Genomic DNA, 12,720 nt, shown 5'->3' with positions numbered 1-12,720 from the left:
GTGAGGGGGAAGGAACAGGCCGGGGCCCCACAATGGACTGGACCATTTCGGGCGTCAAGACCGCCTGCGGTCCGCGATACTGGGATTCCGGGGACGGCACGAGCAGGGAGGCGCGGTGGGCGGTACGGCCGGGTTCGCCGTGGTGGTGTTCGGTGCGCTGGGCGGCGTGGTCGCCTACCTCGCCGGGGTCGTCGGGCTGCGCGAGCTGCGACGGCTGCGCCGGGTCGGCGTCCCGGCCCTGGCGCTGGTGCGCGCCCGCGTCCCCACGCCTGAGGACCGCGCGCTTCCGCCGCGCCCGCTGCTGCAGTTCGAGACCGCGGACGGCCGGGTGGTGGAGGTCTTCTCCCCCGTCCCGTCCACCCCGCGCCACCCGCTGCCGGACGGCGGCCACGTGCCGGTCCGCTACGACCCGGCCGATCCCCGGCAGGTCCTGGTGGACGGCCGCGAGCGCAGGCCGCTGGAGTACGCCTTCGTGGCGCTCGGGCTGCTGATGGTGCTGACCGCGATCACCCTGGCACTCGCCGTCCTCTGAGGCTCCCCGGCCAGATGCACACCTGGTACTCCAGCAGGACTTCGATGTCTTGCCTGCTCAGAGGCTGCGCGCGGGGTGTGTGGCGGCCTGATGTCCCATCAGGGACGGTCTTCATGAGACCGCCCCTCGATCGTGTGCAGCCGACGTTGGTAGTGACAGCGGCGGGCGATGGCCTGGCGTTGTCGGCGCCAGGTAGACCAGTTCAAGGAGTGAGCGCGGGGCGAGCACCGTGGCGGACACGGCCCGTGGGGGCGGCCAGCCGCCAGGAGCCGCCGGATCTCTGCCACGGTCAGGTCCACCAAGGCGCGGGAACCGTTTCTGCAGCCCCCTTTGATGCCGCCGCCATCGCGGCCAGGAAGGCGTGGGCGAGCATGGCCAGGGTGATGTGCCGCATCCAGCCGGTGCAGCGACGGACCTCCGCCACGGCGGGCAGCCGGATGGCCGCCCAGTCGTAGATACGCGGCCCCTTTGCGCCGGCACCGCACGAGATCCGCTGCCAGGCGCCGGCCGGTGCCTGGGAGAACAGCCAGTCGATGCGTGGACAGCCCACGCTGAACTGGGACTTGGGCACTGCCAGGACCTAGCCGACACCGGACGGTTCCAGCAGTCGGCGGAAGCGTCCTTCCTGTCCGTAGACCGAGCCGGCGGTGACCCGGGCGATGGGCAGCGGGGAGGCGAGTGCGCGTAGGACCAGGGCCTTGGCGAGCTCTGGCCCTTGGTGTGGAACTCCCGCCCGGCGGGGATCTTCGCCGCGCGACAGCGGTCCCGATCCTCGGTCCAGGACCTGGGCAGGTAGAGCTCGCGGTCGACAAGGGCCCGTCCGCGGCTGGTGGCGTAGGCGGCGAAGACTCCGATCTGGCAGTTCTCGGTGCGTCCGGCGGTGCCGGAGTACTGGCGCTGCACGCCTGCGGAGGTGGTGCCCTTCTTGGCGAAGCCGGTGTCGTCGATGATCAGGACTCCGTCGTTCTCGCCGAGGTGTTCGGCGACGTAGTGCTGGAGCTCGTCGCGGATCTCGTCCGCGTTCCAGCGGGCGCCGGCGAGCAGGTGCTGGAGGCCGTCGGGGGTGGTGTGGCCGGCGTACTCGGCCAGCTGCCAGCCGTTCTTGCGGCCGACCGGGCCGAGCAGGCCGCGGACGTAGTCGCGCATCCGCCGGCGTGGCGCCACACGGCCGAAGCGGTGGCCGATGCGGAGGAAGAGGTCTTCGAGTTCGTTGTCCCAGGTCTCGGCTGCAGGCTCGTTGATCACGATGAGAGGCTGCCCCGCCGCTGTCACTATCAACGTCGGCTGCACACGATCGAGGGGCGGTCTCATGAAGACCGCCCCTGATGGGACATCAGGCCGCCACACACCCCGCGCGCAGCCTCTGAGCAGGCAAAACATCGAAGTCGTGCGGGAGTACCAGCGGCTCGCCGATCAGGGCACCGGGACGCGGTACGGCTCCGGGGCCGGCTCGGCCCGGTGGTGGTGACGGGCCGGGCGGAGCGGCCACCAGAGGGCGCGGCCGAGCAGGGCGGCGACGGCGGGCACCAGGACCAGGGACAGGACGACGGCGGAGAGCAGGATGCCGAGCGTCAGCGCGAAGGCGACCTGTTCACTGCCCGGGGTGGCGGCGAGGGTCGCGAAGGAACCGGCCAGGACCAGGCCGGCCGTGGCGATGGCGGGCGTGGTGTGCCGTACGGCGCGGGCGACGGCGGCGCGGGGCGGGCCGGGGCGCTGCATCTCCTCGCGGATCCGGTCGGTGATGAGGATGTTGTAGTCGGTGCCCAGCGCCACGACGAACAGGAACAGCACCAGCGGGAGGGTGAAGCTGACGCCCGGTTCGCCCAGCCCGTGCTGGAACAGCAGGGTCGCGGCGCCGAGGGTGGCGGCGAAGCCGAGCCCGACCGAGAGCATCAGGACCAGCGGGGCGAGCAGGCTGCGCAGGAGCAGCAGCAGGATCAGGGCGATCAGGGCGGCCGCGACCGGGAAGACGATCGCCAGGTCGTGGTCGACGGCGGTGGAGATGTCGGCGAAGATCGCCGCCGTGCCGCCCACGTGGGCGCTGGTCCCGGCGGGTGTGTGGGCGGCGACCGCGGCGCGGACCGGGCCGGAGGCCAGGTCGCGGGCGCGCCGGCTCTGCGGGTCTGCGGTCAGGTAGAGGTCGATCCGGGCGGCGCGCCGGTCCCCGTTGAGGACGGTGCCGCCCGTCTTGCCGACGCCCTCGACCTGGGTGAGGGCGTGGGAGAGGCCGTCGAGCCGGCCGGGGGTGAGGGTGGTGCCGTCCGTGGTGACGACGTAGACGCTCGTCGGGTCGGAGACGCCGGCCGGCAGGGTGCGGGAGATCTCGGCGGCGGTGGCGGCGGCCGGGGTCCGGTCGCCGGCGCCGCCGAGGCCGTAGTCCATCCGGATCCCGGTCATCCCGGCGGCCAGCGCGCCGAGCAGGGCGAGGGCGGCGAGCAGCATCGGCAGCGGCCGCCGGGCGACGAGCGTGCCGAAGCGGGCGGCGAAGCCCTCGCCCGGCTGGCGGCGCAGGCTGCGGGAGGGCCAGAACATGCCGCGGCCGCAGGCGGCGAGCAGGGCGGGCATCATGGTGAGGCTGCCCAGCAGCATGACCAGGACGGCGACGGCGATGGCCGGGCCGAGCGAGCGGAACTGGCCGAAGCTGGCCACGCCGAGGGTGGCGAAGGCGGCGACGATGGTCAGCGCGGCCGAGGTGATCGCGGTGCCCACCCGGGCGGTCACCTGGGCGGCGGCTTCGCGGGCGGGCTGCTCGGGCCGGGCCCGCAGGTGCTCGCGGAAGCGGAAGAGCAGGAAGAGCAGGTAGTCGACGCCGATGCCGAGCAGGACCACGGAGACCAGCCCGGGGGTGCCGGCGTCGAGCTTGAGGCCGGTCAGCGTCGCGGCGACGGCCACGGCTCCGCCGGCCACGCTGCCGATCATGGCGACGGCGAGCAGCGGCAGCAGGGCCGCCGCCACGCTGCGGAACACCAGCACGTTGAGCAGGACGATCAGCCCCATGACGAGCGCGCTGCCGACCGTCGCGGCGGTGCGGTGGGAGTCGGCGGTGTCCACGGCGTCGGCCAGTCCCCCGGTGAACCCGGTGCGCATCCCGGCGTCGGCGAACTGGGCCCGGGTGGCGTCCCGGAACGCCCGGTAGACGCCCTGGACGCCCTCGTCCGCGGCGTTGCCGGTCAGTTCGACGGAGAGCAGTTCGAAGCCGCGGTCGGGCGCCACCATGGCCGGGGCGACCCGGGGGGTCTGGGACCGGTCGGGGACGAGGAAGGCCGGCTCGTCGTCCTTCCTGGGCATGACGACCCGGCGCTGGGCGAGCTTCGCCGCCTCGGCCTCGACCCGCTGCTGGTCGGCGGCGGTGAGCGCCTGGCCGTCGGTCCTGGCGACTAGCACCGTGACCGTGGTGGCGTCGGGCTTCATCCCGAAGTTCTCCTCGGCGATCCGCAGCGCGGCGGCCGAGTCGTAGCTCTTGGGCAGGAAGTCCCCGGTCTGGGACTGGGTGACGCGGGCGAGCAGCATCGGGCTCAGCAGGGCCAGCGAGATTCCCATCACCACCCAGAGGGTGATCACCTTCCACGGGTTCCTGGTGGAGTATCCGGTCAGTGCGCGGATCACGGTTTCCTCCGGCGGTGGACGCGAGCGTCCGCAAGGTCGGTCTCGGCTCCGGGGGTTCCCGGCCGGGTTCCAGACCATCACCCGGGGTGGGCCGCGGACGTCCCTGCGACGGACGATCCGCACCGGGGCCCCTGCTCCTCGGCCGGGCCCGGACCCGGGACCGTGGTCCTGGTCCGGGCCCCCGTGATCGGCCGTGGGGACCATGCCGGGGCGGGGCGGGCCGATGCCAGAATGGGGTCATCGGGCCTGTTCAGAGCCTGTTCAGGGTCTGAAACAGGGCCTGATCGGGCTCATCGGGGCTCGTCAGGGCTCATCGGTGAGGCGCGGCGCGGGCCGGGCACGGAGGGGGAACGGACATGGGCGGTCATCAGCGCCCCGCGATGGACGCGGCACTCGGGGCGGACCCGGCGCACCCGGCACACCGGGCGAGCGGGAGCCCGGGGCCCGGCGGGGTGGCGGACGCGCCGCCGGAGACCGACGGCACGCCGTGGACCCACACCGACGCGCTGGTGGCCGCCGGCGCCTGCACGCTCGACCTGCTCAACTACCTGCTCTTCAGCGAGATGGACGGGGTACGCCGGGTGACCCCGCCGGGCCTGCTCCTCGTCGCGCTGTCGGCCCTGCCGCTGCTCGTCCGGCGCCGCCACCCGGTGCCGGCGCTCGCCGTGGTCCTGGCCGTCGAGGCCGCGATCGACCTGTCCACACCGGCGAGCACCCACTTCGGCGCCGTCCTGATGGTCAGCCTGTACTCGGTCGCCCGGGCCCGCCCCGCCCCGGTGACGGCGGCCGCCGCGGCGGCGACGACGGTGCTGACCACGCTGAGCCAGAGCCACCTGCGCGTCCCCTCCTGGCAGGCGCTCGCCGGCACCTCCTGCTCCACCCTGCTCGTGGCCGGCGCCGGCCTCGCCGTGGCGCGCTGGCAGCGGGAGGTCGCGGCCAACCGCAAACTGCTGGCCGACCGCGCGGTGGCCGACGAACGCCGCCGCATCGCACGGGAGTTGCACGACATCGTGGCGCACCACATCACCACCATGCAGCTGATGGCCGGCGGCGCCCGGGCCAACCTCGCCCACCCGGAGGTGGTCCGGGACGCCCTGGTCACCCTGGAGTCCTCCGGGCGACTGGCCCTGCGGGAGATGCGCCAGCTCCTGGACGTCCTGCGGGCCGGCGACGAACCGGACACCGCCCCGCCCTCGCCCCAGCCCGGGGCCGAGGACCTCGGCCGGCTGGTGGACGAGTCCCGGGTGGCCGGCCTGCCGACCGACTTCGGCGTCCACGGGCCCCGCCGCCCGCTGCCGCCCACCGTCGGCCTGACCGTGTTCCGGATCGTCCAGGAGGGCCTCACCAACGCCCGCAAGCACGCCGGGCCCGCCCGCGCGACCGTCACCCTGACGTACGGCCCGGACCGGGTCACCGTCGAGGTGCGCGACGACGGGGGCACGGCGGGCACGGGCGGCGCCGCACCGCAGGAGGCGGTGCCGGCCGGCGGCCGGAGCGGGTACGGCCTGATCGGCATGCGCGAGCGCGTCGCCCTGCACGGCGGCACCCTGCGGACCGGACCACGTCCGGAGGGCGGCTTCGCCGTCCTGGCCGACCTGCCACTGGCCCCGGAGGAGACGGCCGACGCGGCCGTCCAGCACGGAACGGCGACGGCCCGGTGAGCGGGGACGGGGACGGCCCGGTGAGGTCGAACGACGGCGCCCCGGTGGGCGCGGTGGCACCGGACATCCGGGTCCTCATCGCGGACGACCAGCCGCTGGTGCGGCGCGGCCTGTCCCTGATCCTCTCCCCCGACCCGTCCTTCGAGGTGGTGGGCGAGGCCGAGAACGGGGAGCAGGCCGTCACCGCCGCCCGCCTGCTGCGCCCCGACGTCGTGGTGATGGACATCCGGATGCCCGTGCTCGACGGGGTCGGCGCGACCCGGGAGCTGGCCCGCACCCTCCCCTCCTGCCGAGTCCTCGCCCTCAGCACCTTCGACATGGACGAGTACGTGGTGGCCGCGCTGCGCGCCGGCGCCCACGGGTTCCTGCCCAAGGACGTCTCGCCGGAGGAACTGGGCGCGGCGATCCGCACCGTCCACGCCGGCGAGGCGGTGGTCGCCCCGCGCCTGCTCACCCGGCTGATCTCCACCTACGTCCGGGCCCCGGTCGGCGCCCCGCCGCCGGTCACCGACACGGGCGGGCTGACGCCCCGGGAGGTCGAGGTGTGGCGGCTGATGGCCACCGGCCTCGACAACACCGAGATCGCCCGGGCCCTGGACATCAGCCTGTCGACGGTGAAGAACTACATCACCAGCATCTTCGGCAAGCTCGACGTCCGGGACCGCGCCCAGGCGGTCATCGCGGCCTACGAGTCCGGCCTGGTCACCGCGCGCACGGGAGGCGGGTAGCGGGGGCTTTCTGTCTGCGGGCCCTTGTCGACCGCGAGCTCTACCTGCCCAGGTCCTGGACCGAGGATCGGGACCGCTGCCGCGCGGCGAAGATCCCCGCCGGGCGGGAGTTCCACACCAAGGGCCAGAGCTCGCCAAGGCCCTGGTCCTACGCGCACTCGCCTCCCCGCTGCCCATCGCCCGGGTCACCGCCGGCTCGGTCTACGGACAGGAAGGACGCTTCCGCCGACTGCTGGAACCGTCCGGTGTCGGCCAGGTCCTGGCAGCGCCCAAGTCCCAGTTCAGCGTGGGCTGCCCACGCATCGACCAGCTGCTCTCCAGGCCCCGGCCGACGCCTGGCAGCGGATCTCGTGCGGTGCCGGCGCAAAGGGACCGCGTATCTACGACTGGGCGGCCATCCGGCTGCCCGCCGTGGCGGAGTTCGACTACCAGGGCGAGGCCCAGGTCCGCCAGCGGTGGGCACTGGCCCGCCACAGCCTGAGCCGGCCCGACGAGATCGCCGACTACCTCGCCTACTCACAACTCGAAACGACTGTTGAGCAGATCGACGTCCTGCTGGAGTACTAGGGCGTGCCCGAGGGCCGGTCCGGCAGGGCTGCGGCGAGCGCGCGCTGGAGGCCGTCGGGGTCGGTGCACAGGGTGTCCGCCAGGCGGCGGGCCCGGGTGTCCTCCCCCAGCAGGGTGCGGACCAGCGGCCCGGTGCCCTGTCCGGCGGGGGCGCCGTCCAGGTAGGCGTCCACGGCGCGCGGGTCGGCCGGGAGCCGCACCTGGCCGGCGGTCAGCGCGGCATGGGCCCGGGCGTAGTCGAGGCCGAGTCGGGCCAGCAGCACCCCGCCCGCGTGCCGCTCGGCCGGGTCGGCGCCGCCCTCGCCGGCCAACTGCGGGTGCCGGCAGGCGACTTCGTGTACGGCCAGGACGGCCAGCAGGACGTGCTCGGTGCCCGGCGCGCGGCGGCCGAGGCGCTGCGCCTGTTCGTCGGTCTCCAGCCGGACCCAGGCCATCGGCGTGGTGGCGATGTTCGCCTTGGCGGAGCCCCGCCCCAGCAGCCGCTTCCAGCGCGGGAGCGGGTACGGGCGGCGGCCGAGCAGCGCGTCCCGGGTGGGGCGCAGCAGCGGGTCGAGGCCGTCGACGGGGGCGTCGGGGCCGTCAGGGGCGGTACCGGGAGCCTCCGGGTCGTCGGCGTCCAGGCGGTCGCGGACCGCCCGGGGTGCGGCGCCGGCCGCGTACAGCAGTTCGACGGCCCGGGCGTGCCGGTCGGCGAGCAGGGCGCGCAGCAGGTGTTCGGCGGTGAACTTCCGCTCGCCGCCCTGCCGGGCCCGGTCCATCGCGCCGGTCAGGGCGCGGGCGGCGGCGCCGCTGAGCAGCAGGCCGCGGTCCCCGGTCGGGCCGAGCGCGTCCCGGGCGGGCACGCTCGCGCCGGCCTCGTCGTCCGAGCTCCAGCGCGCCGCGCCGATCCCGCCCTGGCGGTCACGCAGCGCGGCGAGCAGGGCGGTCGCGGTCGCCCCGGCGGCCGCCAGGGCCTCGCCGGCGGGGCCCTTCGTCCCGGCGACGGCGGCCAGCAGGTGTTCCGTCCCCAGTCGGCCGTCGCCGCCGCCGCGCGCGGCCCGGGCCGCGCCCAGGACGCCGAGCGTGCGCCAGTCCGGTTCCAGCGTCGTCTCCATACCGGCCCCTCCCGCAACGGTCATTTGCCGGAACTATATGCCTGCTTTACTCACCCTTTACACGTGGCCGTGCGTCAAGGAGGCGTCAGAACCGGCCGATTCGGGGCCGTCGCCCGGCTCAGGGCGCCGAGGCCGGGTCGGCGGCGCTCACCGGGACGTCCGGGTGGCGGAACCAGGACCCCTGCAGCACCCGCTGCACCAGCATCAACACCGCTCCGAGCAGCAGCGCGCCCAGGCCGATCACCGTCACCCCGCCGACCCGGCCGATCACCGGCAGGTCGATCGAGGTGGCGCCGTAGTCCGGGTCGGCGTAGACGTCGAAGGCGCCGTAGGCGAAGAAGTACAGCAGCATCAGGCCGCCGGCCAGCGGAAGCACGCCCTTGCCCACGAAGTCCCGGACACTGCGGGTGAGCACCCGGCGGTAGTACCAGACGCAGGCGAAGCCGGTCAGACCGTAGTAGAAGGCGATGCCGAGGCCGACCGAGGCGATCGAGTCGGCCAGCACGTTGCCGCTGATCGCGGTGAGCAGCACGTAGAAACCGATCGACGCCAGGCCCATGGCGATCGTCGACCAGGTCGGGGTCCGGTGGCGCGGGTGCACCCGGGCGAAGCCGCTGGGGATGGCCCGGTGGCTGGCCATCGAGAAGGTGGTGCGGGCCGTGGGCAGGATCGTCGTCTGGGTGGAGGCCGCAGCCGAGGTCAGCACCATCAGGATCAGCAGCCGGCTGAGCACCGCGCCGAAGCCGGCGGTGCCGAACACCGCGTCGCCGAGGCCGGACAGCACGTCCCCCGAGTGCTGCGGGTTGCCGAGCCCGATGCCGTCGGCACCGACCCCGGCGAAGGACTGCGCCGAGGTGGCGACCAGGGCGTAGATGAAGAGCAACAGCACGGTGGAGATGACCGCCGCGCGGCCGGGGGTGCGCGCGGAGTCGGCGGTCTCCTCGTTGACGGACACCGCGGTGTCCCAGCCCCAGTAGATGAAGACCGCAGCGAGCATCCCTGCGGTGAAGGCGGATGTCGAGGGCACGTTGAACGGGTTGAACCAGGAGGCGTCGACCGGGACGGCGGTCGCGGGCGCGCCGGAGCCGTACGACTTGACGAGCGCGGTGACCGAGAAGAGGACCAGCACCACCACCTCGACGGCCAGCAGCCACCGCTGCAGGGCGGCGGACAGCTCGATGCCGACGTAGCAGATGGCCGTCATCAGGACGATCCACACCACCCCCGCCGTGGTCGTCCACACCCGGCTGGCCGCGAGCGAGTCCAGGCCGACCAGCCGGAAGCCGTACACCCCGGCGATCTGCGCCAGGTTGGCCATCACGATGACGTCGGCGACGACGATGCCCCAGCCGCCCATCCAGCCGGTGCGCGGGCCGAACGCGCGGGCGGCCCAGGTGAAGGTGGTGCCGCAGTCCGGGTCGGCGGCGTTGAGCTCCTTGTAGGCGTAGGCGATCAGCAGCATCGGGATGAACGCCAGGACGGTGACGATCGGCGCCTGGAGGCCGACGCCGACCACGACGATGCCGAGGGTCGCGGCCAGGCTGTAGGCGGGGGCGGTGGAGGCGAGGCCGATGCACACCGAGGAGAGCAGGCCCAGGGCGCCGCTCTTCAGGCCCTTCTCACCCGCGCCGGAACCGGTCGGAACGCCGGTTGGGGGGCTGGTCGGGGAGGCCGACACGGGTCCCACCCCCTTGGGTGCGCAGCGGGGGCCGCGAGGACCGATCTGGTCGTCTCAGCGTAACGCCCACCGCGGCGGGCGGCCGGGCGGCGGCGGGGGCCCGGGGTGGGAGGCGGACGGGGCGCGCGGCGCGGGGCGGTGGTGCGGTCGCGGCGGTGCCCGCCCGGCTCGACGGGACCGCTGTCCGAACGGCGACCGCTCCGCCGCCACGGCGCCGCGCGCCGCCTACCTGTGTTCCACCGGTTGCCGAGGGCTCCGGAGTACCGGCCGGAGCCCGGGGTTCGGTGTGGTCCGCCGGCCGACCCGAAGGCCGGTGACGGGCCGTCTCAGTGCCTCAGACGGGAGTGTCGAGGCGCAGCCGCGCCGCCCGGACCGTCCGGCGCGGCAGGGCGGTGGGCAGGGCCACCAGCAGGGCGGTGGCGGCGAACATCGCGAGGTGCCCGCCCTCCGGCCACGGCCCGGACCAGCCCAGTTCGCCGTGCCGGTGCTCGGCGAAGGCGTTGCAGCAGAGCCAGGCCGCCAGTCCGATCAGCGGCGCCGCCCGGGGCCGGGAGAAGCCGCCGACGATTCCGCACAGCGCGAGGTAGGCGACGTGGGCGAGCCAGCCGGAGTGCAGTTCGCCGAGCCCGCCGAGGCCCAGCGCCAGGGCGCCACCGGCCAGCAGGGCCACCGTGCCCGAGGTCGGCACGGACAGCCGCTCCAGCACCGGGTGGTAGCGCCGCCCGCCGGGCCGCGCCGCGTACATCCGCACCGCGAACTAGCCCTTCACGAAGAGGAGTTCGGACATCTCGCCGACCGGCAGGTGCCACCGGGTGCGCCGGTTCATGGCCTCCAGCTCGTGCAGCAGCTCGGGCACCGGGACGGTCAGCACCGGGCAGTCCGCCTTCCGCGCGCAGTACGCCGGCACCGAGCCCCGCAACCGGCGGCGCAGCAGTCCGCCGCTCTGGCCGAGGACCAGCAGGTCCTCCGGCCGGTCGGCGGCCTGGACGAGGGCGGGCCCGGTCTCACCCCGGATCACCAGCGGGCGCAACGGCACGCCCGGGTCGGCGCCGCCGAACGCCGCGTCGAGGGCGTCCAGCAGCCGCCGCTCGGCCGCCTCGCGCACCGCGGCGAGCAGCGGCGGGCACGGCGACCGGCGGTATCCGAACTCACCGCCGGGCGGCTCCCAGGCCAGCACCGGTACGAGTTCGGCGCCGCGGTGACGAGCTTCCGCCACGCCACGGTGCAGGGCGGCGAGGCTGCCCAGCGATCCGCTGACCCCGACCACCACCCTGCCGCCGCCGCTGCCCTCGTGCCGTCCGTTGCCGTGCATGATCCGTCCTCGCGTCGTCCGTTGCGTGCCTGCTCCGTCGCCCTCCACCCAACCGCCGCGCCCGCCGCCCGCCGCCCGTCCTTGACGCCTTCCTGACGCCCGGGGCCGCCTTCCCAACGCACTCCATACGCGCGCTCCCCGCGGAGCGGTTGTCTAAGACCGACCGGCAGGAGGGCCCTTCCTCCCGGCCCGGCGGTGAGCGCAACGCTCGGCGGTGTCCTCACGGCGGCGGGGGCCGGCGGCTTCGCGGTCGTTCCGGTGGATCGCCGCCCCCTTGAGCGGCAGCGGTGGTGACGTGCCAACTGACGGGGAGGGTGAGCGGTGACTTGCTCGGGGATCCGTCGTCCCAGGCGGGTTCCTGTCCGTCGGCGCGGTGCAGTCGCGGGAAGCGGTCGAGCAGGGCCTCCAGTCCCACGGTCATCTGGGCCCGGGCCAGGTGCGCGCCGATGCAGTTGTGCGCACCCCGGCCGAAGGTGAGGTGCGGGTTCTCCGCCCGGCACAGGTCGAGCCGGTCGGCGTCGGCGAACACCCGCTCGTCGCGGTTGGCCGAGGCGAGGACGGGCAGAACGGCGTCGCCCGCGCGGATCCTGCGGTCGTGCAACTCGATGTCCTCGACGGCCTGGAGGACCACGACGCCGTTCATGACCGGTATGTACCGCAGGAGTTCCTCCACCGCGCCGGGGAGGAGACCGCGGTCGTCGCGGAGCCGGGCGTACCGGTCGGGCGCGGTCAGCAGGGTCACCACGGCGTCGGCCAGGAACATGGTGCTCGTGCGGTAGCCGGCGACCAGCATCGAGAGCCCGAAGTTCACCACGCTCTCCCCGTCCAGGGTGCCGGACCCGCACGCGTGGACCAGCCCGGTGAGGACGTCGTCGGCGGGCTCGCGCCGCTTGCGGTCGAGCAGTGACGCGATGTACTCGCGCAGTTCGGAGGTGACCTCGCGGCCCTCGTCCAGGGTGACCATCGCCCCGAGGGCGGCGTCCGCCCTGGGCAGGAAGTACTCGCGGTCCTCGTAGGGGATGCCCACCAGTTCGCACATGGCCAGCAGCGGGAAGGGCTCCAGGAAGCCGCCGACCAGGTCGCCGGGCTGCCCGGCGGCCGTGAAGTCGTCCAGCAGCTCATCGGCCGACCGGCGCAGTCGCGGCAGCCGGCGCCGGACGGAACGGACGCTGAACGGCTCGGCCAGCGCGCGACGCAGGGCCTCGTGGCGGGGGCCGTTCAGTTCCATCATCGTGATCAGGCCCCGGTCGTCGTCGGCGGCCCGGTCCGGTCGGGGCGGCCAGTCGTTGATGGTCGGCCGGATCAGCCGGGGGTCCGCGATCAGGTCCCGGACGTCCTCGTAGCGGGTGGCGTACCAGGCGGTGGCGCCGATCGGCAGCCGGACCTCCGCGAGCGGGCACTCCCGGCGCAGCCACCCGTACTGCGTGGGCGGGCCCATGGTGCCCGGCGGCGGGAGGGGCAGGTCGATGACGGGCGGGTCGGCGGCGGGTTGCGGCGGTGGGCTGCTCACTGACGGTGCTCCCTGGTCGCGTACGAGGTGAT

10 protein-coding genes and 1 pseudogene are annotated in these 12,720 nt (G+C 74.5%); 4 read left to right on the top strand and 7 right to left on the bottom strand.

The genetic code is table 11. The features are described 5' to 3' along the window. Positions 1–115 precede the first annotated feature (115 nt). Positions 116–532 (top strand): DUF3592 domain-containing protein, encoded by a 417-nt coding sequence (locus ACIO5E_RS10600; RefSeq protein ID WP_400665805.1) that lies wholly within the window; start codon positions 116–118, stop codon positions 530–532. Positions 533–630: 98 nt separating this feature from the next. Here ACIO5E_RS10600 and ACIO5E_RS10595 read toward each other — a convergent pair. Both ACIO5E_RS10595 and ACIO5E_RS10590 read right to left on the bottom strand, forming a co-directional pair. Next, positions 631–1,678, bottom strand: a pseudogene (locus ACIO5E_RS10595) (IS701 family transposase). 267 nt (positions 1,679–1,945) lie between these two features. Continuing rightward, positions 1,946–4,138, bottom strand: a complete 2,193-nt coding sequence (locus ACIO5E_RS10590; RefSeq protein WP_400665803.1) for an MMPL family transporter — start codon at positions 4,136–4,138, stop codon at positions 1,946–1,948. Between the two features lie 356 nt (positions 4,139–4,494). Between ACIO5E_RS10590 and ACIO5E_RS10585 the strand changes: the two genes are divergently transcribed. The 3 genes from ACIO5E_RS10585 to ACIO5E_RS10575 all read left to right on the top strand — a co-directional run bounded on the left by ACIO5E_RS10585 (position 4,495) and on the right by ACIO5E_RS10575 (position 7,094). Then, positions 4,495–5,799, top strand: coding sequence for a sensor histidine kinase (locus ACIO5E_RS10585; protein WP_400665801.1), 1,305 nt, complete (start codon positions 4,495–4,497; stop codon positions 5,797–5,799). Positions 5,800–5,819: 20 nt separating this feature from the next. Then, on the top strand, positions 5,820–6,527 hold the full coding sequence (locus ACIO5E_RS10580; protein WP_400665799.1) for a response regulator: 708 nt from the start codon (positions 5,820–5,822) through the stop codon (positions 6,525–6,527). Positions 6,528–6,938: 411 nt separating this feature from the next. Further along, positions 6,939–7,094, top strand: coding sequence for a hypothetical protein (locus tag ACIO5E_RS10575; protein WP_400665797.1), 156 nt, complete (start codon positions 6,939–6,941; stop codon positions 7,092–7,094). On the opposite strand, the gene ACIO5E_RS10570 is transcribed toward ACIO5E_RS10575, so the two are convergent. From ACIO5E_RS10570 to ACIO5E_RS10550, 5 genes are all read right to left on the bottom strand, one after another. Continuing rightward, on the bottom strand, positions 7,091–8,188 hold the full coding sequence (locus ACIO5E_RS10570) for a Clp protease N-terminal domain-containing protein (protein WP_400665795.1): 1,098 nt from the start codon (positions 8,186–8,188) through the stop codon (positions 7,091–7,093). The genes ACIO5E_RS10575 and ACIO5E_RS10570 overlap by 4 nt on opposite strands. Before the next feature lie 118 nt (positions 8,189–8,306). Beyond that, complete coding sequence (locus ACIO5E_RS10565; protein ID WP_400665793.1) at positions 8,307–9,866, bottom strand: APC family permease; 1,560 nt, start codon at positions 9,864–9,866, stop codon at positions 8,307–8,309. Between the two features lie 334 nt (positions 9,867–10,200). Then, entirely contained in the window at positions 10,201–10,617 is a 417-nt protein-coding gene (locus ACIO5E_RS10560; protein ID WP_400665791.1) for a hypothetical protein, read from the bottom strand. Between the two features lie 6 nt (positions 10,618–10,623). Continuing rightward, positions 10,624–11,178, bottom strand: coding sequence for a universal stress protein (locus tag ACIO5E_RS10555; protein WP_400665790.1), 555 nt, complete (start codon positions 11,176–11,178; stop codon positions 10,624–10,626). 220 nt (positions 11,179–11,398) lie between these two features. Beyond that, positions 11,399–12,688 (bottom strand): cytochrome P450, encoded by a 1,290-nt coding sequence (locus tag ACIO5E_RS10550; RefSeq protein ID WP_400665788.1) that lies wholly within the window; start codon positions 12,686–12,688, stop codon positions 11,399–11,401. Between the last annotated feature and the right edge of the window lie 32 nt (positions 12,689–12,720).

The sequence above is a fragment of the Kitasatospora sp. NPDC087314 genome (assembly GCF_044744365.1).
In the GTDB taxonomy this organism is placed as follows: Bacteria; Actinomycetota; Actinomycetes; order Streptomycetales; family Streptomycetaceae; genus Kitasatospora.
The sequence above is the reverse complement of the archived record's forward strand: the minus strand, read 5'-3'. Positions and strand labels throughout refer to the sequence as shown.